Origin of the sequence: Streptomyces sp. NPDC020845 (assembly GCF_044334165.1) — a bacterium.
Lineage (GTDB): Bacteria > Actinomycetota > Actinomycetes > Streptomycetales > Streptomycetaceae > Streptomyces.
Genome location: NZ_JBIRSJ010000003.1, coordinates 178,259 through 203,267, shown reverse-complemented (window position 1 = coordinate 203,267; position 25,009 = coordinate 178,259). Strand labels below are relative to the sequence as shown.

At 71.4% G+C, this 25,009-nt stretch carries 21 protein-coding genes; 3 read left to right on the top strand and 18 right to left on the bottom strand.

Translation table 11 applies throughout. The features are described 5' to 3' along the window. Nucleotides 1–7: 7 nt before the first annotated feature. The 8 genes from aroC to rpsD all read right to left on the bottom strand — a co-directional run bounded on the left by aroC (nucleotide 8) and on the right by rpsD (nucleotide 9,054). Complete coding sequence (aroC, locus tag ACH4U7_RS08215; RefSeq protein ID WP_398527169.1) at nucleotides 8–1,192, bottom strand: chorismate synthase; 1,185 nt, start codon at nucleotides 1,190–1,192, stop codon at nucleotides 8–10. Between the two features lie 347 nt (nucleotides 1,193–1,539). After that, nucleotides 1,540–2,388: a shikimate dehydrogenase gene (locus tag ACH4U7_RS08210; protein WP_398527168.1), complete on the bottom strand. Its 849-nt coding sequence runs from the start codon at nucleotides 2,386–2,388 to the stop codon at nucleotides 1,540–1,542. A 6-nt stretch (nucleotides 2,389–2,394) separates the two neighbouring features. Next, the gene (gene mltG / locus ACH4U7_RS08205) at nucleotides 2,395–4,161 is read right to left on the bottom strand and encodes an endolytic transglycosylase MltG (protein ID WP_398527167.1); all 1,767 of its coding nucleotides are present in this window, start codon (nucleotides 4,159–4,161) and stop codon (nucleotides 2,395–2,397) included. A 104-nt stretch (nucleotides 4,162–4,265) separates the two neighbouring features. Next, on the bottom strand, nucleotides 4,266–4,739 hold the full coding sequence (gene ruvX / locus ACH4U7_RS08200) for a Holliday junction resolvase RuvX (protein WP_078610369.1): 474 nt from the start codon (nucleotides 4,737–4,739) through the stop codon (nucleotides 4,266–4,268). Next, complete coding sequence (alaS, locus tag ACH4U7_RS08195; RefSeq protein ID WP_398527166.1) at nucleotides 4,736–7,405, bottom strand: alanine--tRNA ligase; 2,670 nt, start codon at nucleotides 7,403–7,405, stop codon at nucleotides 4,736–4,738. The genes ruvX and alaS overlap by 4 nt, the downstream gene beginning before the upstream one ends. Next, complete coding sequence (locus tag ACH4U7_RS08190) at nucleotides 7,405–7,734, bottom strand: DUF6167 family protein (RefSeq protein WP_014174978.1); 330 nt, start codon at nucleotides 7,732–7,734, stop codon at nucleotides 7,405–7,407. The genes alaS and ACH4U7_RS08190 overlap by 1 nt, the downstream gene beginning before the upstream one ends. Before the next feature lie 9 nt (nucleotides 7,735–7,743). Continuing rightward, entirely contained in the window at nucleotides 7,744–8,190 is a 447-nt protein-coding gene (locus tag ACH4U7_RS08185) for a DUF948 domain-containing protein (protein ID WP_043486414.1), read from the bottom strand. Between the two features lie 249 nt (nucleotides 8,191–8,439). Beyond that, a complete protein-coding gene (gene rpsD / locus ACH4U7_RS08180; protein ID WP_398527165.1) occupies nucleotides 8,440–9,054 on the bottom strand; it encodes a 30S ribosomal protein S4 in 615 nt (204 codons plus the stop codon). A 170-nt stretch (nucleotides 9,055–9,224) separates the two neighbouring features. Between rpsD and ACH4U7_RS08175 the strand changes: the two genes are divergently transcribed. Next, nucleotides 9,225–9,983, top strand: coding sequence for a DUF2470 domain-containing protein (locus ACH4U7_RS08175; RefSeq protein WP_398527164.1), 759 nt, complete (start codon nucleotides 9,225–9,227; stop codon nucleotides 9,981–9,983). 635 nt (nucleotides 9,984–10,618) lie between these two features. Here the strand turns inward: ACH4U7_RS08175 and ACH4U7_RS08170 are convergent. From ACH4U7_RS08170 to ACH4U7_RS08155, 4 genes are all read right to left on the bottom strand, one after another. Further along, nucleotides 10,619–12,196: a replication-associated recombination protein A gene (locus ACH4U7_RS08170; RefSeq protein ID WP_398527163.1), complete on the bottom strand. Its 1,578-nt coding sequence runs from the start codon at nucleotides 12,194–12,196 to the stop codon at nucleotides 10,619–10,621. A 49-nt stretch (nucleotides 12,197–12,245) separates the two neighbouring features. Then, nucleotides 12,246–12,905, bottom strand: coding sequence for a vitamin K epoxide reductase family protein (locus tag ACH4U7_RS08165; protein ID WP_398527162.1), 660 nt, complete (start codon nucleotides 12,903–12,905; stop codon nucleotides 12,246–12,248). Nucleotides 12,906–13,201: 296 nt separating this feature from the next. Then, a complete protein-coding gene (gene hisS / locus ACH4U7_RS08160; protein WP_358642506.1) occupies nucleotides 13,202–14,464 on the bottom strand; it encodes a histidine--tRNA ligase in 1,263 nt (420 codons plus the stop codon). 13 nt (nucleotides 14,465–14,477) lie between these two features. Next, the gene (locus ACH4U7_RS08155) at nucleotides 14,478–15,197 is read right to left on the bottom strand and encodes an MBL fold metallo-hydrolase (RefSeq protein ID WP_398527161.1); all 720 of its coding nucleotides are present in this window, start codon (nucleotides 15,195–15,197) and stop codon (nucleotides 14,478–14,480) included. A gap of 146 nt (nucleotides 15,198–15,343) precedes the next feature. On the opposite strand from ACH4U7_RS08155, the gene ACH4U7_RS08150 reads away from it, so the two are divergent. Both ACH4U7_RS08150 and ACH4U7_RS08145 read left to right on the top strand, forming a co-directional pair. After that, entirely contained in the window at nucleotides 15,344–16,222 is an 879-nt protein-coding gene (locus tag ACH4U7_RS08150; protein WP_398527160.1) for a peptidylprolyl isomerase, read from the top strand. A 208-nt stretch (nucleotides 16,223–16,430) separates the two neighbouring features. After that, nucleotides 16,431–17,660 carry a DUF349 domain-containing protein gene (locus tag ACH4U7_RS08145; RefSeq protein WP_398527159.1) on the top strand — a complete coding sequence of 410 codons (1,230 nt, stop codon included), beginning with the start codon at nucleotides 16,431–16,433 and terminating at the stop codon, nucleotides 17,658–17,660. 71 nt (nucleotides 17,661–17,731) lie between these two features. Here ACH4U7_RS08145 and ACH4U7_RS08140 read toward each other — a convergent pair whose 3' ends face one another. From ACH4U7_RS08140 to secF, 6 genes are all read right to left on the bottom strand, one after another. Next, the gene (locus tag ACH4U7_RS08140; RefSeq protein WP_398527158.1) at nucleotides 17,732–18,952 is read right to left on the bottom strand and encodes a caspase family protein; all 1,221 of its coding nucleotides are present in this window, start codon (nucleotides 18,950–18,952) and stop codon (nucleotides 17,732–17,734) included. Next, on the bottom strand, nucleotides 18,936–19,331 hold the full coding sequence (locus ACH4U7_RS08135) for a hypothetical protein (RefSeq protein WP_398527157.1): 396 nt from the start codon (nucleotides 19,329–19,331) through the stop codon (nucleotides 18,936–18,938). The genes ACH4U7_RS08140 and ACH4U7_RS08135 overlap by 17 nt, the downstream gene beginning before the upstream one ends. Continuing rightward, on the bottom strand, nucleotides 19,324–20,601 hold the full coding sequence (locus ACH4U7_RS08130; RefSeq protein WP_398527156.1) for a protein kinase: 1,278 nt from the start codon (nucleotides 20,599–20,601) through the stop codon (nucleotides 19,324–19,326). Before ACH4U7_RS08130 ends, ACH4U7_RS08135 begins: the two co-directional genes overlap by 8 nt. A 39-nt stretch (nucleotides 20,602–20,640) precedes the next feature. After that, a complete protein-coding gene (locus tag ACH4U7_RS08125; RefSeq protein ID WP_089510394.1) occupies nucleotides 20,641–23,139 on the bottom strand; it encodes a bifunctional (p)ppGpp synthetase/guanosine-3',5'-bis(diphosphate) 3'-pyrophosphohydrolase in 2,499 nt (832 codons plus the stop codon). A gap of 155 nt (nucleotides 23,140–23,294) precedes the next feature. Then, nucleotides 23,295–23,876 carry an adenine phosphoribosyltransferase gene (locus ACH4U7_RS08120; RefSeq protein ID WP_089510395.1) on the bottom strand — a complete coding sequence of 194 codons (582 nt, stop codon included), beginning with the start codon at nucleotides 23,874–23,876 and terminating at the stop codon, nucleotides 23,295–23,297. After that, nucleotides 23,873–25,009: a protein translocase subunit SecF gene (gene secF / locus ACH4U7_RS08115; protein WP_398527155.1), complete on the bottom strand. Its 1,137-nt coding sequence runs from the start codon at nucleotides 25,007–25,009 to the stop codon at nucleotides 23,873–23,875. Before secF ends, ACH4U7_RS08120 begins: the two co-directional genes overlap by 4 nt.

The window sequence follows — 25,009 nt, the reverse complement described above, 5'->3', positions numbered from 1 at the left end:
TGGCCGCTCACTTGATGGCCAGGTTGTCGAGGAAGCCCTTGACGTTGCGCCGGGTCTCGGTGACCGAGTCGCCGCCGAACTTCTCCGCGACGGCGTCCGCGAGGACCAGCGCCACCATCGCCTCCGCGACGATGCCCGCGGCCGGGACCGCGCAGACGTCCGAGCGCTGGTGGTGGGCCTGGGTCGGCTCGCCCGTCGTGACATCCACCGTGGCCAGGGCCCGCGGCACGGTCGCGATCGGCTTCATCGCGGCGCGCACCCGCAGCAGCTCGCCCGTGGTCAGCCCGCCCTCGGTGCCGCCGGAGCGGCCCGAGGCGCGCCTGATGCCGTCCTCGCCCGGCACGATCTCGTCGTGCGCCTTGGATCCTGGCACCCGGGCCAGGCCGAAGCCGTCGCCGACCTCGACGCCCTTGATGGCCTGGATGCCCATCAGGGCCGCGGCCAGCCGGGCGTCGAGCCGCCGGTCCCAGTGGACATGCGAGCCCAGGCCCACCGGCACGCCGTACGCCAGCACCTCGACGACGCCGCCGAGCGTGTCGCCGTCCTTATGGGCCTGGTCGATCTCGGCGACCATCGCCTTGCTCGTATCGGCGTCCAGGCAGCGCACCGGGTCCTCGTCCAGCCGCGCCACATCCGCGGGGGTCGGGTAGACGCCGTACGGGGCCTTGGCCGCGGCCAGCTCCACGACGTGGGAGACGATCTCGATGCCGGTCGTCTCCTTCAGGTACGAGCGGGCGACCGTGCCGAGCGCGACGCGCGCGGCGGTCTCGCGGGCGCTGGCCCGCTCCAGGATCGGCCGGGCCTCGTCGAAGCCGTACTTCTGCATGCCCGCCAGGTCCGCGTGGCCCGGGCGGGGCCGGGTCAGCGGGGCGTTACGGGCCAGCCCGGCGAGCACTTCCGGGTCCACCGGGTCGGCCGCCATGACCTGCTCCCACTTGGGCCACTCGGTGTTGCCGACCATGATGGCCACCGGGGAGCCGAGGGTGAGGCCGTGCCGTACGCCGCCGAGGAAGGTGACCTCGTCGCGCTCGAACTTCATCCGGGCACCGCGTCCATAGCCGAGCCGCCGGCGGGCGAGGGCGTCCGCCACCATGTCGGTGGTGATCGGCACACCGGCGGGCAGTCCCTCCAGCGTCGCCACGAGTGCGGGGCCGTGCGACTCCCCCGCGGTCAGCCAGCGCAACCTGCTCAACGGTGCTCCTCATGCTCGCGCCTCGACGTACGGCGGCATGGCCCGGGCAGCGCGCGGCCCTGGCCCGCCACCTCCGATCCTCCCACGTCCGGTGACGCCGCCGAGCGCCGGTCCAGCTGGCGGACCACTCCTTTTCAGGGCTCGGTTCTCCTCCGGGGCGCTACAGCCCCTGTCGACGGTCGACCACGCGGCGGTAGCCGCATATTGATCGCAGCCTCGCCCCCTCGTGCCTCGGGGCCTCCGCGCGCTCTCCCTTTCGACAGCACAGATCAGCGCCTCCGGCGCGGGCGGCCGCGCCCCTTCGGCTCGCCCCCAGCCACCGCTGGGAGGTGCCCCCGGCCGAAGGATCAGCGGGCGCGGTCGGCGAGGGCCGCCTCGCCCGCTTCCCGCATCGTGGCCAGGGGGGCGGGGGTCCGGCCGGTCATCAGCTCGACCTGGAGGACCGCCTGGTGCACCAGCAGGTCCAGGCCGCTGACGACCGCGCCGCCGCGCTCCGCCCAGGCGGCCGCGAGCCGGGTCGGCCATGGGTCGTACAGCACGTCGAAGAGCGCACCGGGGCGGTCGGGGACGGACGCGGCCAGCGCGTCCGTGGTGCCCGCGGGGGTGGTGGCGATCACCAGGGGCGCGCGGAGCGCCTCGGCGGCGTCGTCCCAGTCCGCCGTACGGACCGCCACCCCCAGTCGCTCGCCCCACTGCCGCATCTCGGCGGCCCGCGCCTCGCTGCGCACATACGCGGTGACCTCGCCCTCGCAGACACGGGACAGCGCCGCCAGGGCCGAGGAGGCCGTGGCCCCGGCGCCCAGCACGGCGGCGCCCGCCACCCGCTCGACACCGCGCTCACGCAGCGCCGCGACCATACCGGGGATGTCGGTGTTGTCGCCGACCCGGCGGCCGTCGTCGGTGAAGACAACCGTGTTGACCGCTTCCACCGACGCCGCCGTATCGCTGATCTCGTCAAGCAGCGGGATGACCGCGCGCTTGAGCGGCATGGTCAGGGACAGCCCCGCCCACGGGCGGTCACCGGCCGTCGCGTCCAGCCGCTCGAAGAAGCCGGGCAGCGCGGCCTCGTCCACCTCGTGGCGGTCGTAGGCCCACCCGGCCAGGCCCAGCTTCTCGTAGGCGGCGCGGTGCAGCACCGGGGACAGGGAGTGGGCGATCGGCGAGCCGAGCACCGCGGCCCTGCGGTTTTCCGACATCTTTCCTCAGCTGTTCTTGCGCTGCCGGTTGAACTGGTCGACGAGCTTTTGGTGCTCGGCGTACGTCTTGGTGAACTTGGTCGTCTTGCCGTCGAGCGAGATGAAGTAGTACCAGCCGTCGTCGGTGGGGTTCATGGCCGCCTTCAGCGCGTCCTCCCCCGGGTTTCCGATCGGTCCTGGCGTCAGACCCCGGTAGAAGTACGTGTTGTAGGGGTTGTCGTAATTCTTGATCTCTTGCAGCGAGATGTCGATCTTGCTCTGGTTCTTGATGTAGTTGTACGTCGAGTCGAATTCCAGCTTGCCGTTGGTCTGGGTGTTTCCAGGCTCGAGGCGGTTGTAGACCACCTCGGCCATCTTGCGGAAGTCGTCGTGGGTGACGCCCTCCGCCTGGACCAGGCTGGCGACGGTGACGAGTTGGAGCGGCGACTTCAGGCCCAGCTCCTTGGACTTGCCTTCGAGGTCGTACTTGGCGTAGCTCTTCTTCGCCTGGGCGACCATCTTCCGCAGGACGTCCTCGGGTTTGGTGTCCTTGCCGGCGCTGTAGCGGGAGGGGTAGAGGAACCCTTCCAGCGGATCCTTGATCTTGGAGTTGTCGTCGGCCCAGTCCGGCAGCCCGAGGTTCTTGGCCTCCTTAAGGGCGACGTTTTTGGTCGTGCCCGCCTTGAGGCCGATCTTCTTGTCGATCGCGGCGTAGATCTGCGCGTTGCGCATGCCCTCCGTGACGATCAGGCCGTTGCTGCTCGCCGGGTCGACCATGAGCTTCACGGCCTCAGCCGCGGACATGTGCTTGCGCAGCGTGTACGAACCGGGCTGGATGCTGCCGCCCTTCGGGTTCGAATCGGCGGCTTCGATGAACGCGTCCGTGCTCTTCACGACGCCCTTGTCCTTGAGGATGTTCCCCATGGCGGTCACGCTCGCCTCTTCGGGGATCTCCACCGCGACCTCACCGCTGCCCGCGCCCGAGTAGTCCGGCGCCGGGCCGAAGCGGCTCTGCCAGAACTGGTAGGCGAAGTAGCCGCCTCCGCCGACGACGCCGACCAGCACCACGGTCACGAACAGGCAGGCGACTCCGCTGCGGCGCTTGGCGGGCTTGTTCCGGCGCCCGCGCCCCTCGTCGTCGTCGGCGTCTTCGTCGTCGTACTCATCGTCGGCACGGTCGTCGCGGTCGCCGCGGAGTATGTCGCCTCCGCTGTCGCCGTCCCGGAAGAAGGGGTGGTCGTCGGCCGGTTCGTCGTGCTCGGCCTGCTCGGCGACGGGCTCCTGGGGCTGGGGGGCCTGGGGCTGAGGGGCCTGGGAGCCGTCCCAGTCGCCATTGCCGTACGGCTGTTGAGGCTGCTGCGGGTGCTGCGGGTAGCCGCCGGTGTCGTGTCCGTCCCAGTGGGGCTGCTGCTGGTGCTGCTGCGGCTGCTGGGGCTCCTGCGGGTAGCCCTGGGGGTACTGCTGGTGGGCGTACGGGTCCTGCGCGTACGGGTCATGGCCGTAGCCCTCGTGCCCGTAGCCGTCGTTCCCATAGCCCTGCTGGGGGTACTGCTCCTGCTGCTGACCGCCCTGGCCGTAGGGGTCCTGTCCGTAGGCGTCCCGGCCGTAGGGGTCCTGGCTGTAGCCGCCGTGGCCCTGGGAGCCGGGCTGGGCGTAGGGGTCCTGTGCGTAGGCCTCCTGGGCGTACGGATCGTGACCGGTCGCCGTCTGGTGACCGCCCCATCCCTGATCCCCGTACAGCGGGTCCTGAGGATCCCACGGTTGGGAGCCGGTACCCCGGCCGTAGTCAGTCATCGAACCCCTAGCGACGCATGGCGGCAGCCGAGGTGTCACCCATGTCACACATCACGCGCCAGGCGACGGCTGCCCTGGCCGCGCGGAACGTTACCGTATCGCGATCAGATGACCACTTCGACGGCCTCGCCCGGTGCCCGCCCGGAGACACGCTCGGTCTCCAGTGCGCTTTGCAGAATGACGACGGCAGCCGCCTGGTCAACGACCGAACGACCTTTCTTCGAGGTCACGCCCGAGGCCCGCAGGCCCTGAGCGGCTGTGACCGTCGTCATACGCTCGTCGACCAGCCGCACCGGAACCGGCGCGACGCGGCGCGCAAACTCCCGTGCGAAGGTGCGCACCTTGGCCGCGGCCGGCCCCTCCCGCCCGCTGAGCGAGCGGGGAAGGCCGACCACCACCTCGATCGGCTCGTACTCCTCGACGACGGCCGCCAGCCGCTTGTGGGCGGCCGGGATGTCCCGCCCCGGCACGGTCTCCACCGGGGTGGCGAGGATCCCGTCGGGGTCGCACGAGGCGACCCCGATCCGGGCGTCCCCGACGTCGATCGCGATGCGCCTGCCGCGTCGCACGGCGGTCAGGCGGCTTCCGTGACAAGCCGCTCGACGGCGGCCGCGGCCTCGTCGACGGCGGCCGGGTTCGTGCCGCCGCCCTGGGCGACGTCCGGCTTGCCGCCACCTCCGCCGCCGAGGGCCTTGGCGGCGGCGCGGACCAGGTCACCGGCCTTGAGGCCACGCTCGCGGGCGGCCTCGTTGGTGGCGATGACGGTCACCGGGCGGCCGTTGGCGACGGAGAACAGGGCGACGACGGCCGGGCGGTCGCCAGGGATCCGTCCGCGCACATCCAGCACCAGCTTGCGCAGGTCGTCGGCGGCCGTGCCGTCCGGCACCTGGCCGGTGACCAGGGCCACGCCCCGTACCTCCTTGGCGCCCGCGGCCAGCCCGGCGGCAGCCTGGAGCACCTTCTCGGCGCGGAACCGCTCGATCTCCTTCTCGGCCTCCTTGAGCTTGGCCAGCATCCCGGAGATCTTCTCCGGCAGTTCCTCCGGCCGGCCCTTGACCAGGTCGGTGAGTTGGGAGACGACGGTGTGCTCACGGGCGAGGAAGTTGTACGCGTCCACGCCGACCAGGGCCTCGACCCGGCGCACGCCGGAGCCGATCGAGGACTCGCCGAGCAGCTTCACCAGGCCCAGCTGGGCGGTGTTGTGCACATGCGTGCCGCCGCACAGCTCCTTGGAGAAGTCGCCGATGGTCACCACGCGCACCCGGTCGCCGTACTTCTCGCCGAACTCGGCGATGGCGCCCTGCTTCTTGGCCTCCTCCATGCTCATCACCTCGGCGGTGACGTCGAGCTCACGGGAGAGGACCTCGTTGATCTTCTGCTCGACGTCGGTGAGGACCGCGCCGGGCACGGCGGCCGGCGAGCCGAAGTCGAAGCGGAAGCGGCCGGGCGAGTTCTCCGAACCGGCCTGGGCGGCGGTCGGGCCCAGGGCGTCGCGCAGCGCCTGGTGGGTGAGGTGGGTGGCGCTGTGGGCGCGGGCGATGGCGCGCCGGCGCTTGACGTCGATCTGGGCGTACGCCCCGGCGCCCACGGTCACCTCGCCCACCTGGACGGTGCCCTTGTGCACGCTGACCCCGGGCACCGGCTGCTGGACGTCGCGCACCTCGACGACGGCGCCGGAGTCCAGCCGGATCCGGCCGGAGTCGGCGAGCTGGCCGCCGCCCTCGGCGTAGAAGGGGGTGCGGTCGAGGACGACCTCGACCTCGTCGCCCTCGGTCGCGGCGGGCGAGGGCAGGCCGTCGACCAGCAGGCCGACGACGGTGGACTCGCCCTCGGTGTCGGTGTAGCCGGTGAAGACGGTCGAGCCGGAGGTGTCGGCGACCTCGCGGTAGGCGGACAGGTCGGCGTGGCCGGTCTTCTTGGCCTTGGCGTCGGCCTTGGCCCGCTCCCGCTGCTCCTTCATCAGGCGGCGGAAGCCGTCCTCGTCCACCGAAAGGCCCTGTTCGGCGGCCATCTCGAGGGTGAGGTCGATCGGGAAGCCCCAGGTGTCGTGGAGCAGGAACGCCTTGTCACCGGCGAGCACCGTGCCACCCGCGGCCTTGGTGTCGGTGACGGCGGTGTCGAGGATGTTGGTGCCGGCCTTCAGCGTCTTCAGGAAGGCGGCCTCCTCGGCGAGGGCGACGGTCTCGATGCGCTTGCGGTCGGTCAGCAGCTCCGGGTACTGCTGGCCCATCGTCTTCAGGACGACGTCGACGAGCTCGCCCACGACCGGCTCGGTGGCGCCCAGGATGCGCATATTGCGGATGGCGCGGCGCATGATGCGGCGCAGCACATAGCCGCGACCCTCGTTGCCGGGGGTGACGCCGTCGCCGATGAGCATCACGGAGGTGCGCATATGGTCGGCTACCACGCGCAGCGAGACGTCGCTGTCGTGGTGGGCGCCGTAGGCGACGCCGGTGAGCTCCGTGGCCTTGTCGATCACGGCGCGCAGGTTGTCGGTCTCGTACATGTTGTGCACGCCTTGCAGGATCATCGCGAGGCGTTCGAGGCCAAGACCGGTGTCGATGTTCTTGGAGGGCAGGTCGCCGAGGATCGGGAAGTCCTCCTTGCCCTCGCCCGGGCCACGCTCGTACTGCATGAAGACCAGGTTCCAGATCTCCACGTACCGCTCGTCGTTGACGGCCGGGCCGCCCTCGACGCCGAACTCGGGGCCGCGGTCGTAGTTGATCTCGGAGCAGGGGCCGCAGGGGCCGGGGACGCCCATGGACCAGAAGTTGGGGCCCATGCCCAGGCGCTGGATGCGCTCGGCGGGGACGCCGATGACATCACGCCAGATGCGCTCGGCCTCGTCGTCCTCCTTGTAGACGGTGATCCACAGCTTCTCGGGCTCCAGGCCGTAGCCACCCCCCTCGACGGAGGTGGTCAGCAGCTCCCAGGCGAGCTTTATGGCGCCTTCTTTGAAGTAGTCGCCGAAGGAGAAGTTGCCGCACATCTGGAAGAACGTGCCGTGGCGGGTGGTCTTGCCGACCTCTTCGATATCCGGCGTACGCACGCACTTCTGCACGCTCACGGCACGGTCGAAGGGCGGCTTCACCTCGCCGAGGAAATACGGCTTGAAGGGGACCATTCCCGCGTTGATCAGCAGCAGGGTCGGGTCGTCCGCGATGAGCGACGCCGAGGGCACAACGGTGTGCCCGCGCTCTTCGAAGAAGCGCAGCCAGCGGCGGCGGATTTCAGCCGACTCCATCAGTGGTCCTCATTTCCGGCTTTTGGGTGGTTGTACAAGTAATTCTGCGTGAGCTGGGCGCGGCCGCGCTGGGCGGGCAGCTGCTTGCGGTCGGGCGCGGGCGCCGCGCTCAGGCCCAGGGCGTCCTTGAGCGCCGCCTCCCGGTCGGCCATGCCGTCGCGTACGTCGAGCGCGAACACCTTGATCCGCCGCCCCGCGAGCACCGCCCGGTCGGCGGCCTGCGCCGCCAGGCTCTCCGGGGTCAGCTGATTGAGCTTGCGGTTGACCTTGGTGGTGGCCCACACACCGGCTGCGACCCCGGTGGTGAACCAGAACGTACGGCGGAACATTCCGGTCTCTCAGCCCTTCGATGCACGGTTGCGACGGCCGCCCCGGCGGGCGGACGGCAGGGTCTTGCCGACGACGACGGTGCGCGTGGTCTCGCCGTCCGGGTGCTGCTGCCCCTTGCGGCCGATCGCGCGCCGCACGCCGTAGCCGAAGGCGGCGACCTTCACCAGCGGCCCGCCGAAGGCCGAGGAGACGGTCGAGGAGAGCGCGGAGGCGTTGGAGGTGACCTCCTGCACGTCCGCCGCGATCGAGTCCACGCGGGCGAGCTGGGTGTTGGCGGAGCGCACGGTCGCGGACGCCTCGCTGAGCAGCGGTACGGCCTGCTCGGTGACCTCGGCCACCAGCTTGGTCGCGGCCTTGAGCGTCTGGGCGAGCCTCACCAGCGCGAGGGCGAGGAAGGACACGAGAATCGCCCAGAAGACGGCCACGAGGATCCCGGCCACCTCTCCACCGGACACGTTGCACGCTCCCTGCTGCTCGTCTGCTGCTCGTCGTGTGGTAGGTCGTCCGTCGGCCGCCGTCACGGGCGGGTGGGTCGTCATCCGGGACGGGCGGCAGGTATCGACCTTATCGCGCCGGACACCCCTGCCCGAACCGCATTACGGTCGCCCGGAAACGCCTCGCGGGTCCCCGCCGACCATGTCGAAGGGGACCCGCGGGGTGCGCATGCGCGCCGGTGCTCGTACAGCCGGCGCCGCCCGGCCGGATCAGCGGGCGTAGTACTCGACGACCAGCTGCTCGTCGCAGATCACCGGGATCTCCTTGCGGTTCGGGTCCCGGTCCAGGCGGAAGGCCAGGGCCTGAAGGTTGACCTGCAGATAGCGCGGGGTCTCGCCGTCCAGGGCGTAGCCGCCCTCGCGCGCCACCTGGAAGGGGTGCTTGTCGCGGCTGCGCTCGCGGACCATCACCACGTCGTCCGGGCGGACCCGGAAGGACGGCTTGTCGACCTTGCGGCCGTTGACCTCGATGTGGCCGTGGACCACCATCTGGCGGGCCTGGTAGATGGTGCGGGCCAGACCGGACCGCAGGACGAGCGCGTCCAGACGGCGCTCAAGCTCGATGACCAGAGCCTCGCCCGTCTTGCCTTCGGCCTTGCGGGCGCGGTCGTAGGCGCGGACCATCTGGCGCTCGCTGATGTCGTACTGAGCGCGCAGACGCTGCTTCTCCAGCAGCCGGACCTTGTAGTCACTGTTCTGCTTGCGGCCACGACCGTGCTCGCCCGGCGGGTAGGGGCGGGCCTCGAAGTACTTGACGGCCTTCGGGGTCAGCGCGATGCCGAGCGCTCGCGACTTCTTGACCTTGGGACGCGACTGGTTGGGCACGGGGAACGAACCTCCGATATAAGTTAGGTGAGCCTTACCTTAGCCGAGGAGGACGCATGTTTCGACCTGGGATCCCCCTGCCCAGCGCTGGTCAGAGCACCGAGGAGGGTCAGCCGCGTCCCGGGGAAGAAGCTCCGCGGCCATCGGCGGCGGAGCGGGTACGTACTCTCGTGGAGTCCAAGGCTACGGCCTCGCTCACCATTCCCGGCGCCAGGACCGTCGAGACCATGGACGACCTGGGGGCCCACGCCCCCGCCGCCCGCGCCGTCTCCCCCGACGGCGATGTGCTCCTGCTGGTCCCCGGGGGCTCGGCCGCCGCCCGCGCCGCGGCATACGCCCAGGACGACGAGGTGACCTGCGTGATGGAGATCACGGACGTCGCCCCGGTCGCGGTCGCCCACCGGATCCGCGGACGCGCCTGGGTCGGAGGGTGGCTCACCCCCGTACGCGACCGGGACCGCGCGGCGGCCGCGGCCCTGCTGGCCCGCCGGCATCCGCTCGGCGAACTGCTCGGCGTCGGCGAGGCGCTGGCCGGGGGCGGCGGCGGATGGGCGCTGCTGCGGCTGGAGGTCGGCGAGGCGTGCGTGGACGACCTGTGGGGCGCGGACGCGGTCGAGCCGGAGGACTTCGCTACGGCCGCCCCGGACCCGCTCGCCCCGCACGAGGCCGAGCTGCTGCAGCATCTGCACGCGGCGCACGACGACCAGATGCGCGGCCTGTGCTCCCTCCTCGGCGACCGCCCGGACCGCGCCTGCGGCACGCGCGACCGCGCGATCCCCGTGGCCCTGGACCGCTTCGGCCTCCGCGTCCGCTTCCCCGACGCCCCCGGCAACCCCTTCGACGCGCGCTTCGACTTCCCGGAGCCGGTGCGGAACATCTCCGAACTGCGCCGCGCGATGCACGCGCTTTTCGACGCGGCGGCGGACTAGGGTCTGTCGTCAAAGGGAGGCGTCCGGCCGCGAGCGGCGTCTGGTGCGCCGCATCGCAAGGCGGAGCGTCGCCCTCGTACTGGGCGCTGCGGTCGATATGCCGCTGACGCGGCGTGGCGGGCGATGCGACAACGCGGCGAGGTGCCGCCCGCCGCGGTAGCGGCTGATGTCACTGCGGCGTCGGGAGCAGGGCGCCCCCTTTGACGACAGGCCCTAGGGGCCCGGCAGCGGACTCCGCCGGACGCCTCGCCAGCCCCGCCCGCCCCGGGCTGCGCGCCCGGCGCGGGGTGGCTCCACTGAGCCAGGCTGGGGGCGCCCTCCCGCCGTGGCGGCGGGCGCGAGGCGCCGGGGTACGGCGGTGCCAGGCCGGCGTCAGGGAGCGGCGGGACGGCCCGAGCACCCGGACAGCCGAGGAACGGTCCCGGCGTCACGCCGCCAAGGCGACTCCGCCGCCGAACCGCCGGACGCCTCGCCATCCGCCCCGGTGGACGGAGCCACCTGGTCACCCGACGCGGAGAACTCGCCCGGCCCGGGCTGCGCCGCGCGCGACGGCGGCTCCGCCGGGCCGGGCTGGGCGACGGCGGGCCATGAGACGGCGGAGCTCGGCGGTGCCGGGCCGGCCGCGGACGGCGACGCTAGGACATCCCGGCCGTGGCCGGGCCGCCAGATGCCGGGCCGTCCGAACCGTCGGTGTCGGCCGGACCGCCGGGGCCGCCCGGGACCGGCTGGTCGACCGGGGCGGAACCCTCGACGGCGCCGCCGGGCTGGGCGGCGGGCGATGGCGCGGCTGCGGGCTGCGCCGCGCGCGGCGCGGGGGGCTCCGCCGGGGCGGGCTGGGGCGGGCGTGGGGGTGGGGCTTCGCCGCGGAGGCGGGCGCGTACGCGCTCGACCACGTCTGCGTAGCGCGCCTCCGCCCCGTACCGTGTCGGCTCGTAGTACCGCTTGCCGTGGATCTTGTCCGGCGCGTACTGCTGCGCCGCGATCCCCCCGGGCAGATCGTGCGGGTAGAGATAGCCCTGCGCATGGCCGAGCTTTTCGGCGCCCTTGTAGTGGCCGTCACGCAGATGCGGCGGGACCGGACCGGCCAGCCCCGCGCGGACGTCGGCGAGGGCGTCGCCTATCGCGCGCGTGACCGCGTTGGACTTCGGGGCCAGCGCCAGCGCCACCGTGGCGTGGCCGAGGGTCAGCGCCGCCTCGGGGAAGCCGATCAGCGCGACCGCCTGGGCGGCGGCCACCGCCGTCTGCAGGGCGGTCGGGTCGGCGAGCCCGATGTCCTCGCTGGCGGAGATCATCAGCCGCCGGGCGATGAAGCGCGGATCCTCGCCCGCCTCGATCATCCGGGCCAGATAGTGCAGCGCCGCGTCGACGTCCGAGCCGCGGATGGACTTGATCAGGGCGCTGGCCACGTCGTAGTGCTGGTCGCCCGCGCGGTCGTACTTGACCGCGGCGCGGTCGACCGCCTCCTCCAGCGTCGTAAGGGTGATCGCGGGCTCGCCCTTGGCCAGCGCCGCGCCGGCGCCCGCCTCCAGGGCGGTCAGCGCGCGCCGCGCGTCGCCGCCCGCGATCCGCAGCAGATGGCCCTCGGCGTCCTCGGGGAGCGTGACCGCGCCGCCGAGGCCGCGTTCGTCGGTCAGCGCGCGGCGCAGCAGCCCGCGCAGGTCGTCGTCGGTCAGCGGCTCGAGGGTGAGCAGCAGCGAGCGGGACAGCAGGGGAGAGATGACGGAGAAGTACGGGTTCTCCGTCGTGGCGGCGATGAGCGTGACCCAGCGGTTCTCGACGGCGGGCAGCAGCGAGTCCTGCTGGGCCTTGCTGAAGCGGTGGATCTCGTCGAGGAAGAGCACAGTCTCCCGCCCGTACGCCCCGGAGGAGCGGCGCGCGCTGTCGATGACGGCCCGCACCTCCTTCACGCCCGCGGTGATCGCCGAGAGCTCGACAAAGCGCTTCTGGGTGGCCTGGCTGACGACGTACGCCAGGGTCGTCTTGCCGATGCCGGGCGGCCCCCACAGGAAAACCGAAGACGGACCGGCCGGCCCGGCCGGGCCGCCGCTGCCCTCGCCGACGAGCCGCCGCAGCGGGGAGCCGGGCCGCAGCAGATGCTGCTGGCCGACAACCTCGTCAAGCGTGCGCGGGCGCATGCGCACGGCCAGGGGACTGCTGGACGGGTCCTTCTCCTGGCGTTCCTCTGCGGCGGCGGTGAACAGGTCTGGCTCCACCCGGGAAGCCTATGTCACCTCACTGACAGCGCCTGGCGCGAAGGGCGCCTCACCCCTGGGCGCCGGTCCAGAAGCTCCACCACCGGGTCAGGATCAGCATGCCGATGACGCCGACCCACAGCACCGGCACCACCCAGTGGAACTCCAGCAGCCCGCGCCGCAGCCCGTCCGGCGCGGGCAGGAATCCGTGCTTGATGTTCTTGCCGGTGACGTAGCAGAACAGCACGATGGTGGCGACCCAGGCCAGGCAGCACCACAGGCACAGCGAGCCGATGACGTACAGCGACTGGTACTGGAGCCAGGTGCAGAATCCGACGCCGAACAACGTGCCCGCGTTGAACGTCAGCCAGTACCAGCGCGGGAAGCGGGCCCCGGCCAGCAGGGACATCCCCACGCAGATCACGATCCCGTAGGCGACCAGGCCGAGCATCGGGTTCGGAAAGCCGAAGGCCTGGGCCTGGTCGCTCTCCATGATGTTGCCGCAGGAGACGATGGGGTTGAGGCTGCAGCCGGGCGTGAAGCTCTTGCCCACGGCCTTGGCTTCGAGGATCTTGTTCTTGTCGATCGTGATGACCCACGCGGCGAGCAACCCGAGCGCGCCGGCGATCACGAGCAGCAGGGCGAAGGCTCGACCGCCCCCGACCGCGACCCGCGCGTCGTCCTGCCGCGCCTCGTCGGACCGCACCTCGTCCACCGCTGTCGTCGCCATATCGCCGTTCCGCCGTCCCACCGAGTCCATGTGTCGCCCCCGTCAGGCATGGACATTCTGCCGCATCGGGGACGTCCGGACCGCCCCTCGCCGAAATGCGGCACGGTCTCGGCCATCCTCCTCCGTCCCCCGTTCGGTGGGCATAAGCCGCCTCAGCGGGGCACACGCGGAGAGTTCCCGGACCGCCACCATCGCCTCTCTTTGACAGAGTGAATCCGCGCCCGCCGAGTTGACGGCGGGCGCGGATTCGTCAGCGGATTCGTTGGCGAGCCGGGGCGGCCCCGGGCGCCGGCGGGTCAGCCGAGGCGGGCGCTGACCGCCTCGACCAAGCCGTCCAGCGGGACCGCCGTCTGCTCGCCTGACTCGAGGTCCTTGAGCTGGACGACGCCCTCCGCGAGGTCCCGCTCCCCCGCGATGACCGCGAGCCGCGCCCCGCTGCGGTTCGCGGCCTTCATCGCCGCCTTCACACCCTTGCCGCCGTACGCGAAGTCCGTCGCGACCCCCGCCCGGCGCAGCCCGGTGACCGCGCCGAACAGCACCCTGCGCGCCTCCTCGCCGAGCGGCACCGCGAAGACGCTGGTGGCGGACGGCAGGTCGAGCTCGACGCCCTCGGCCTCCAGCGCCAGCACCGTACGGTCCACACCGAGCGCCCAGCCCACCGAGGGCAGCGCCGGTCCGCCGATCATCTCCGACAGGCCGTCGTAGCGGCCGCCGCCGCCGACCGCGGACTGCGAGCCGAGCCCGTCGTGGACGAACTCGAAGGTGGTGCGGGTGTAGTAGTCCAGGCCGCGCACCAGCTTGGGGTCGTCCTCGAAGGCCACGCCCTCGGCGGTCAGCAGCTCGCGCACCTGCTCGTGGTACTCCTTGCACGCCTCGCACAGGTGGTCACCGAGCATCGGCGCGCCGACCAGCTGCTTCTGCACCGCTTCGCGCTTGTCGTCCAGGACCCGCAGCGGGTTGATCTCGATCCGGCGCCGGGTGTCGTCGTCCAGCTCCAGGCCGCGCAGAAAGTCCTGGAGGGCGGCCCGGTAGGCGGGGCGGCAGGTGGCGTCGCCCAGCGAGTTCAGCAGGATCCGGAAGTTCCGCAGCCCCAGCGAGCGGTACGCGTCGTGGGCCAGGATGATCAGCTCGGCGTCGAGCGCCGGGTCCTCGGCGCCGATCGCCTCGGCGCCGACCTGCGAGAAGTGGCGGTAGCGGCCCTTCTGCGGGCGCTCGTAGCGGTAGTACGAGCCGGAGTACCAGAGCTTGACCGGCAGGTTGCCGGCCTTGTGGAGGTTGGCCTCCAGCGCGGCGCGCAGCACGGAGGCGGTGCCCTCGGGGCGCAGCGCGAGCTGGTCGCCGCCCTTGGTGGTGAGGGTGTACATCTCCTTGGTGACGATGTCGGTGGACTCGCCGACACCGCGCGCGAAGAGCTCGACGTTCTCGAAGCCGGGCGTCTCCACATAGCCGTAGCCGGAGCGCTTGAGCGGGGCGGCGATGGCGTCGCGCACCGCGAGATAGGTCGCGGAGTCCGGCGGGATCAGGTCATACGTGCCCCGGGGGGCCTTGAAGGTGCTCACGGAAGGTCTCTCGTCACATTCCTCGTCGCGGAGCGGGCGCCGGGGCGCCGTCGTCTCCGAGGCCGGCGGCCACCTGCCGCAGAAACGGGTTGGTGGCGCGCTCGCGGCCGATGCTGGTCTGGGGGCCGTGGCCGGACAGCACCACGGTCGAGTCGTCGAGCGGCAGGACCACACGGGCCAGGGACTCGAGGATCTCGGCGTGGTCGCCGCCGGGCAGATCGGTGCGTCCGATGGAGCCGGCGAAGAGCAGGTCGCCCGCGAAGAAGACGGACGGGATGTCCGCCCGCTCGGGCAGCCTGAAGGTCACCGACCCCTTGGTATGGCCCGGGGCGTGCGCGACGGAGAACTCGAGACCGGCCAGGTCCAGCCGGGCGCCGTCGGTCAGCTCCTTGACGTCGTCCGGCTCTCCCACGGTCAGCTCGCCCATGAGCCGCAGCCCGATGGAACGCCCGAAGGCCCTCTCGGGGTCGCTCATCATGTAGCGGTCGGCCGGGTGGATCCAGGCCGGCACATCATGGGCGCCGCAGACCGGGACCACCGAGGCGACGTGGTCGATATGGCCGTGGGTGAGGACGACGGCGACGGGCTTGAGCCGATGCTTGGCCAGTGCCTCTTCGACGCCCTGGGCCGCCAAATGGCCCGGGTCGATGATCACGCACTCCTCGCCGGCGGCAGGGGCGACCAGGTAGCAGTTTGTCCCCCAGGCCCCGGCGGGGAACCCGGCAATGAGCACGATCGTCCTTAATAGTCGTCTGGCAGAAGTGAAAGTCGGCCTCTCAGAGCCTACCGGCGGCGCTCCCGCCACAGCGAACCCGTATACGGTACGGCCGAGTCATCACATACGTCAGCGACGGCATACGGCATGAGGGAGACGACCCGGTGGTCAGTAACGAGCAGCGTCGGAGGCAGCTCGCACGGGAGAAGTACCTTCGGCAGCAGAACCGCCGGGAGGCGGCCCGGCACAAGCAGCGCCGGACCTATGTGGTGATCGCGTCCACGCTGGCCGTGGTCCTGGCGGCGGGCGGCGTGGTGACCGCGGTCAGCGCGCTGTCCGGTGGGGACGGCGACAAGAAGAAGTCCGACAAGGCCGCCGAGCCCACGATGCCCACGCCCTCCCCCACCCCCACGACCAAGGCGCCGGACCCGTGCGCCAAGGGGGCCAAGGAGGCGGGGGACAAGAAGCCGAAGACCATGTCGTGGAAGAAGGAACCGGCGCTCACCGTCGACCAGTCGGCCACGTACGCCATGAAGCTGGAGACCACCTGCGGTGACATGACCGTCACCATGGACGCGGCCAAGGCCCCGCACACCGTGAACTCCTTCAATTTCCTGGCCGGGAAGGGCTACTTCGACCACACCAAGTGCCACCGGCTGACGCCCGAGGGGATCTTTGTGCTCCAGTGCGGTGACCCGATGGGCACCGGTATGGGCGACCCGGGCTACACCATCCCGGACGAGAACCTGAAGGATTCCAGGATCAAGGGGAACAAGTACCCGGCCGGTACGGTCGCGATGGCCAACCAGTACGACCCGCAGACCAAGAAGGGCAAGAACAGCGGCGGCAGCCAGTTCTTCCTGGTCTACAAGGACAGCGAGCTCCCGCCGTACTACACGCCCTTCGGGACCCTCGACAAGGAGAGCATGCAGGTCCTCAAGAAGATCTCCGACGCGGGCGCGGCGGCGCCGGACCCCCAGACCGGGAACACCGCTCCGAACGCCACCGTGCTGATCAACAAGGTGACGGTCGGCAAGTCCTGACCGACCCCGGCGCGCGTACTGCGAAATTTCGGTCGCGCAGGATACGGACAGCCGGGCCACCGTTCGCCTATGTTGGCGTTGTGCAGGGTGTCTGCCGCAGCCGGAGCACCCTGCTGCGAGACCGGTGCGGGTGGATCCCGGCCGGAAGAAACTGTGGACGATGCCGGCGGGCCGCGCGCCCGCCCCGGCATCATGTGGAGGAGGCGCTGTGAGCAGCGAGCCTTGGGGCCGCGTCGACGAGGCGGGGACCGTGTACGTGCGTACGGCCGACGGTGAGCAGGTCGTCGGATCGTGGCAGGCGGGATCTCCTGAAGAGGCCCTCGCCTACTTCGAGCGCAAGTACGACGGCCTGGTCGTCGAGATCGAGCTCCTCGAGCGCCGGGTGCAGACCACGGACCTGTCGGCCAAGGACGCCACGGCGGCCATCGAGCACATTCGCCACCAGGTCGACGAGCACCATGTGGTCGGCGACCTGGACGCGCTCAAGAAGCGGCTCGACAAGCTCACGAGCGATGTCGAGGCGCGCCGGGAGGAGCGCCGCGCGGCCAAGGCGGTCCAGACCGACGAGGCCCGCCGGGCCAAGGAGGCGCTGGTCACCGAGGCCGAGGAGCTGGCCGCCAGCGAGCAGTGGCGGGCCGCCGGGGAGCGGCTGCGCGCGCTGGTCGACACCTGGAAGGGCCTGCCGCGCCTGGACCGCCGCACCGACGACGAGCTGTGGCACCGCTTCTCGCATGCCCGCTCGGCGTTCTCCAAGCGGCGCAAGGCGCACTTCGCCTCGCTGGACGCGCAGCGCGAGACGGCCCGGCAGACCAAGGAGAAGCTGGTCGCCGAGGCCGAGTCGCTGTCCGACTCCACGGACTGGGGTCCGACCGCCGCCCGGTACCGGGACCTGATGTCGGAGTGGAAGGCGGCGGGCCGCGCCCAGCGCGAGGCGGAGGACGACCTGTGGAACCGGTTCCGCGGTGCGCAGGACGTCTTCTTCCAGGCGCGCAGCCAGGTCTTCGCCGAGCGGGACGCCGAGCAGCGGGAGAATCTGACCCGCAAGGAAGAGCTGGTCGTCGAGGCGGAGAAGCTGCTTCCGATCTCCGATCTCAAGTCGGCTCGGGCGGCCTTCCGCTCGGTCAATGAGCGGTGGGAGGCCATCGGCCATGTGCCGCGGGACGCCCGGGCGCGGATCGAGGGCCGGCTGCACGCGGTGGAGCGCGCCCTTCAGGACGCCGAAGAGACCGAGTGGCGGCGTACCAACCCCGAGGCGCGGGCGCGCGCCCAGGGGCTGACCGGTCAGCTTCAGGACGCCGTGGACAAGCTGCGCGGGCAGATCGACGCCGCGCGCGCGGCGGGCAACAACGCCAAGGCCGACAAGCTGGCCAAGGAGCTGGAGGGCCGGCAGGCGCTGCTGGACCAGGCGCTCAAGGGCCTGGAGGAGTTCGGCGGCTGACGTTTGGCACATCAGCCACCAATTGAGGAACCCCGATGGCGAGTCACCACCTCCGCGAGAGCGGCGGCGGTTTAGCCGCAAAGAGGTGCCTCCGGCAGCCGGACGTCCGGCCCGGCCACGCGACCGTAGGGGAACGGCTCCGGTGCACTGCGCACCGGAGCCGTTCGCCCGTTCTCGGCGAGGTCCAGCGCGTGCTTGAGCACTTCGCACGCCTGGATGTGGTTACCGGACTCCTGGAGCAGATCGGCCAGTCTGCGGCAGACGAGGACGGCCTCGGGGCCGAAGCTCCGGTGCGTCTGGTGGAACGCCTGCTCCAGCACCTCGATCGCCTCCCGGGTCTGCCCCGTGTCGGCAAGCAGTTCGGAGAGCTCCAGCTGCACCGCGAAGGTGCTGCCCTCCCCCTGCGGCGTACGCTCCCGCAGCGCCAGCCGCAGCACGGGCAGCGCATCGCGGTGCCGGCCCACGGCGCGGAGCCTGCGGGCCAGGCCAAGACCCGCGGCGACCATGGCCGCGCGGACATCGGAGTCCAGTACGGGCCCCGCCGGGGAGCGCACCGTGTCGCGGGCCCGGTTGCGGACGAGCGGGAGCCGCCCGATGTGGTTCTCCTGGCAGCGCTGGGGCAGTGGCCGGTTCTGCGCCCTGAGCCGCTGGTGGAGCGCCCCGTAGAGGGTGTCGAGATCGATCAGCTCGGGTCCGCCGTTGATGCCGAGCCGCAGAATGTCCAGCAGCTCCCCGGTGAAGGCGGTGTGCGGTTCGCCGTCGGGGGCCAGCGCCACGCGGTCGCGGGGCGAGGCGGTGAGCACATACGCGCCGTCGACGGCCACATGGGCCGGCAGGGAGTCATCGCCGCCGCCGAGGGTGCGGGCGGCGCGGCCGCTGAAACAGCAGTCCAGGATCAGCACGCGGCGGCGGGCGGCGGAACCCCGGATGGCGGCGCGCAGATGCTCGTACGCCACCGCCGTATAGCCCGTGTTCTCGCGGGAGCCGCTGAGCGCGAGGAAGAGGTCCGCCGAGTCGCTGTCGCGCAGGCCGTGGCCCGAGAAGTACACGAGCAGGGTGTCCGTGGCCTCCTGCCCGGCCCGGTGCACGGGGTCGAGCATCGAGGGCGGGTCCTGGGGGTCGGCCACCACCGTCCGGTGCTCCCCGGGGAGGCCCCACAGCATGGGGTCGCCGAGCGCTTCGGCGAGATCGCGGAGGTTGGCGGCGACGGCCGGGAGCTGTTCCAGGTGGTCGTACGCGGAGGTGCCGATGAGCACGGCTCTGGACGCGGCCGGGTCAGGCAGCTGAGTCATCGCTCCCGGTCCCCTCGCCGGTCTCGGGCGCCTCCAGCAGCGCGACGATCCGCCGTACGGTGTCCTCGTCGGCGGCCGCCTCCGGCGGGATGTCCACCTCGATATCGCCGCGGCGCAGGGTGAGCACGGGCCGGGTGCGCCGGGCGTCGCGCCACTGGAGGATGGAGACGGCGAGGGCCGCGCCGGACAGGCCGGTGCCGAGCACGAGCTGCAGCACATCGAAGCCGGTGCCCATATGGCCGGGCACGGCCGGCCCCGCAGCGCCCACCCGGCCGCCCACCAGCCGCTCCAGCGACTCGTCCTCGCGCAGCCAGCGCAGCAGCGACCGGAGCTCGGCTTCCTGATCGGCGCCGTCGGCCGACACTCTCAGCTCAGCCACGTCCCTCGTCCCTCCCCGTTTCGATGTGGGTGCTCACCTGCGCGAACAGCGTCAGCGCCGCACCGCCCGCGCCCAGCCGCGCCAGACACACCGCCTGCCAGTACTGGCTCGTCAGGGTGGTGGGGTGGTCGTCGCCCAGCGCCCGGGAGCACACCTTGGTCACGGCGGTGAGCATGCGCACCGCCTCCTGCAGTTCGCCCCGCTGGACGAGATTGACCGCCTCACGCAGCCGGGACACCGCGTTCTCCGCCGTCATGCCGGCCATGACCACCTGCCGGGTGGCGTCGCTGAGGGACAGCGGCGCCGGGTGTCCCGTGCCCTCGGCGGCCTCGAGGCCCAGGTGGGGCTCGACGGCCAAGGACGCGGCGGACAGCGTCTGGTCGGCCAGGGCGAGCGCCTGCTCGCGTACGCAGCGCTGGACCAGCTCGACGACGCGCGCCTCCATCTCGGAGGAGGCCGCGAGCGTGGCCTGCAACCCCGCGGCGTCCTCGGGGCGTGTCTGCGGATCCCAGGCGCAGAGGATGTCGACGAGGTAGGCCAGCCGGTCGGGGATCCCCCGGCGGCCGTACAGCTGTGGCACACCGTGGTCGAGGGCCCGCTCCACGACGGCCCCGATGTCCTCGACCGGGCCGAGCGGCGGCTCGCCGGTGAGCATCAGATACAGGCACAGGCCCAGGCCGTAGAGGTCCGACCGGGGTGCGGGCCGCTCGCCCCGCATGACCTCGGGCGCCATGTACTGCGGGGTGCCGACGAGTCCGCCGGCCCGGGTGATGCCCGCCCCCTCCATCAGCCTGGCCAGCCCGAAGTCCTGGAGGACCACGCGCCCCGACAGGGTGATGCGCACGTTCGACGGTTTGACGTCGCGGTGGAGCACGCCCGCCGCATGGGCCGCGGTCAGCGCGGCGCTCATCCCCGAGGCGATCCAGCGGGCCACATCCGGCTCCAGCGGCCCGCACACGTCCACCAGCCGCTGCAGCTCAACGCCGTCCAGCAGCTCCATGACCAGATAGGGCCCGCTGTCCTGGCGACCGGTGTCGTACACGGCCACCACATTGGGGTGGCTGATCCGGGCCAGTGCCTGGGCCTCCAGGCGGAAGCGCTCCAGCCGCTCGTCCCCGCCCGACCCCTCACCTGCCGCCGACGGCAGGACCTTGACCGCCACCCGGCGGTCGAGCGTCGAGTCCAGCGCCTCGTAGACCACGCCCATCCCGCCGAGGCCGATCTTCCGTAACAGCCGGTACCGGCCGCCCAGGAGATCCCGGTCCGTCATCCCGTCCCCTCCCGCCCCGTCCGCCCCCGGCTCGCCGGCTCAGCGCTGGCGCGCCGAGGTCACCCGGTACACGTCGTAGACGCCCTCGACGCCCCGTACGGCCTTCAGGACATGGCCCAGGTGCTTGGGGTCGCCCATCTCGAAGGTGAAGCGCGAGGTGGCGACCCGGTCGCGGGAGGTCTGCACGGCGGCGGACAGGATGTTGACGTGCTGGTCGGACAGCACGCGCGTGACATCGGACAGCAGCCGGGACCGGTCCAGCGCCTCGACCTGGATGGCGACCAGGAAGACGGAGGACTGGGTGGGCGCCCACTCGACGTCCAGCATCCGCTCCGGCTGCTGGGAGAGCGAGTCGACGTTGACACAGTCGGCGCGGTGGACGGAGACGCCGCTGCCGCGGGTGACGAAGCCGATGATGGGGTCGCCGGGCACGGGCGTACAGCAGCGGGCCAGCTTGACCCATACGTCGTCGACGCCCTTGACCACGACGCCCGGGTCGGCGCTGGAGCGGCGCTTGCCGCGGCCGCGGATCGGCGGCGCGGTCTCGGCGATGTCCTCGTTGGCCGCCTCCTCGCCGCCGAGGGCCTGCACCAGCTTGCCCACGACGTTCTGCGCGGAGACATGGCCCTCGCCGATGGCCGCGTACAGCGAGGAGATGTCGGGGTAGCGCATCTCATGGGCCAGGGTGACCAGCGAGTCGCCCGTCAGGATCCGCTGGATCGGCAGGTTCTGCTTGCGCATGGCCCGCACGATGGCGTCCTTGCCCTGCTCGATGGCCTCGTCGCGGCGCTCCTTGGAGAACCAGGCGCGGATCTTGTTACGGGCGCGCGGGGACTTGACGAAGCCCAGCCAGTCCCGGGACGGACCGGCCCCGGGCGCCTTGGAGGTGAAGACCTCCACCAGATCGCCGTTGTCCAGGGTCGACTCGAGCGGCACGAGCCGCCCGTTGACCCGGGCCCCTATGGTGCGGTGGCCGACCTCGGTGTGCACCGCGTACGCGAAGTCCACCGGGGTGGCCCCGGCCGGCAGCGCTATGACATCGCCCTTGGGCGTGAAGACGAAGACCTCGTTACGGGACAGGTCGAAGCGCAGCGACTCCAGGAACTCGCCCGGGTCCTCGGTCTCCTTCTGCCAGTCCAGCAGCTGCCGCAGCCACGCCATGTCGTTGATGGCGTCGTCCTTGCCGGCCCGCTTGGGCACGTCGGTACGCACCTTGGAAGCGCCGGCGACGGCTTCCTGCTTGTACTTCCAGTGCGCGGCGATGCCGTACTCGGCGCGGCGGTGCATATCGAAGGTGCGGATCTGCAGCTCGACCGGCTTGCCGCTGGGCCCGATGACCGTCGTGTGCAGCGACTGGTACATGTTGAACTTGGGCATCGCGATGTAGTCCTTGAACCGCCCGGGCACCGGGTTCCACCGCGCGTGGATGGTCCCGAGCGCCGCGTAGCAGTCGCGGACGGTGTCGACGAGCACCCGGATGCCCACCAGGTCGTAGATCTCGGCGAAGTCGCGGCCGCGCACGATCATCTTCTGGTAGACCGAGTAGTAGTGCTTCGGGCGGCCGGTGACGGTCGCCTTGATACGGGCCGCGCGCAGATCGCCCTGGACCTGGTCGGTGACGACGGCGAGGTATTCGTCCCGCTTGGGGGCGCGCTCGGCGACCAGCCGCACGATCTCGTCGTACATCTTGGGGTAGAGGATCGCGAAGGCGAGGTCCTCCAGCTCCCACTTGATCGTGTTCATGCCCAGGCGATGGGCCAGCGGGGCGTAGATCTCCAGCGTCTCGCGGGCCTTCTTCTCCTGCTTCTCCCGCTTGAGATAGCGCATGGTGCGCATGTTGTGCAGCCGGTCGGCGAGCTTGATGACCAGGACGCGTGGGTCCTTGGCCATGGCGACGACCATCTTGCGCACGGTTTCGGCCTGCGCCGCCTCGCCGAACTTGACCTTGTCCAGCTTGGTGACGCCGTCCACGAGCAGGGCGACCTGGTCGCCGAAGTCGCGGCGCAGGGTGTCCAGGCCGTACTCGGTGTCCTCGACGGTGTCATGCAGCAGACCGGCCATCAAAGTGGCCGGATCCATACCCAGCTCGGCCAGGATCGTGGTCACCGCGAGCGGATGGGTGATGTACGGATCGCCGCTCTTGCGCTTCTGGCCGCGGTGCCAGCGCTCGGCGACCTGGTACGCCCGCTCGATCTGGCGCAGGGTCGAGGCGTCGGCCTTGGGGTCGTTGCCGCGCACGATGCGCAGCAGCGGCTCCAGGACGGGGTTGTACGGGCTGGAGCGCTGCACACCGAGGCGGGCGAGCCGGGCGCGGACCCGGTTGGAGGAGCCTGCTCTGGGGCTGGGGCTCTGCAGCGGGCGAGGGGCCGGTGCGGGGCGTGAGCCGCTTGTACGCTCCGCCGGGGGGCGCGGCGCGGAAGGCTCCGGCCGAGGGGGCGCCTCGCTGTTCTTGGGCACCTCGGGGGCCGCCGTGGACTTGGCGACGGCGGTCGGCTCTGCCGGTTGCGCGGCGGAGAGCGGCTGGGCCTCGTCTGGCAAGGGCACTCCTCAGGCGGTCCGGGCCTCAAAGAGGCCAGGATGCCATGGTATCGATCCCGCCACTCCACTTGCCTCCCGGCAGCCCCACGGCCCGCATGACTGAGGGTGGGGAGCCGTGTCACCACGGCTCCCCACCCTCAAGGTGACGGCACGGCTCAGACCGTGATCAGGGCCTCCAGGGGCGCGCTGTCGAGCACCGGGAGGAGGCGGCTGCGGCCCTCGAGAAAACCGAGCTCCAGCAGCACCGCGACCCCGGCGACCTCGGCGCCGGAGCGGCGGATGAGCCGCAGCGACGCCTCGGCGGTGCCGCCGGTGGCCAGCACATCGTCGATCACCAGGACCCGGTCGCCGGCGACCAGCGCGTCGGTGTGGATCTCGATCTCCGCGGTGCCGTACTCCAGCTCGTACGCCTGGCCCAGGGTCGCTCCGGGGAGCTTGCCCGCCTTGCGCACGGGTACGAAGCCGATCCCGGCGCGCACCGCGGCCGGGGCGGCCAGGATGAAGCCGCGCGCCTCCAGGCCCACGACCTTGGTGGCACCGTGCCTGGTGCACAGCTCGGCGAGTGCGTGGGTCAGCGCTCCGAAGGCCGTGGCGTCGGCCAGCAGCGGGGTGATGTCCTTGAACATCACCCCCGGCTTCGGATAGTCCGGCACATCCAGGATCCGGCTGAGCAGCAGCCCGCGCAGTTCCTCACCGTCGAGGCCGCCGAGCGCGGGGTCGGTCGTCCCGGCGCTCATCGGCGCTTCCCTGACGGCCGGCCACGGCCCCGGCTGCGCGAGGTCGGCTGGCGGCGCTGGCCCGCGCCCGCCGCGGCGGGGGTGGGCACGTCGCCGTCCTCGGCGCGCGGCTGCGGGGTGACGTCCTGCGGCTTCTGCTCTCCCTCCGCGTCGGTCTTGGCCGCGGCGGAGGCGCGCTTGGCGCGCACCCGCTTGGCCAGGGCCTTCATCTGCGGGTCGCGCTCCTTGAGATCGGCCACCAGCGGGGTGGCGATGAAGATCGAGGAGTACGCACCGGCCGCGAGTCCGACGAACAGGGCCAGCGAGATGTCGTTGAGCATGCCCGCGCCCAGCGCCCCGCCACCGATGAACAGCAGCGCGCCGACCGGCAACAGCGCCACGACCGTGGTGTTGATGGAGCGCACCAGGGTCGAGTTGAGGCTGCGGTTGGCGATCTCGCTGTAGGTGAAGCGGGTCTGCTTGGTGAGGTCCTTCGACGCTTCCTTGAGACCGTCGAAGACGACGACGGTGTCATAGAGCGAATAACCGAGGATGGTCAGCAGACCGATCACGGTGCCCGGGGTGACCTCGAAGCCGACCAGCGCGTACACCCCGACCGTGATGGTGAGGTCGTGGATGAGCGCGATCAGTGCGGCGAGCGCCATGCGCCACTCGAAGGCGATGGCGAGATAGATCACCACCAGGATCATGAAGATCGCCAGACCCTGCCAGGCCTTGTTGGCGATCTCCTCACCCCAGCTGGGGCCGACCAGCTGGGTGTCGATCTTGTCGGTCTTTACGTGCAGCTCCTGGGCCAGCTTCTCCTGGACCGGCAGGGCCTCCTTGGTGCCCAGCTCGCTGATCTGGATCCGCAGCCCGCCACGGCCGAGCTCCTGGACGACCGCGGTGTGGCCGTCGGACACCGACTCCGCCACCTCGCGCGCCTGGGAGGCCGACATGCTGGTCTTGGGGGTGGTGAAGACCGCTCCGCCGGAGAACTCGATGCCCATGTTGAGCCCGCGCACCGCCAGGCCCACGATCGCCGTGATGGTGATCAGTATCGAGATGCCGTACCAGATCTTCCGTTTGGCGACGAAGTCGTAGCCGACCTCGCCTCGGTAGAGCTTGGCGCCGAGAGTTCCGAGTCGTGACAT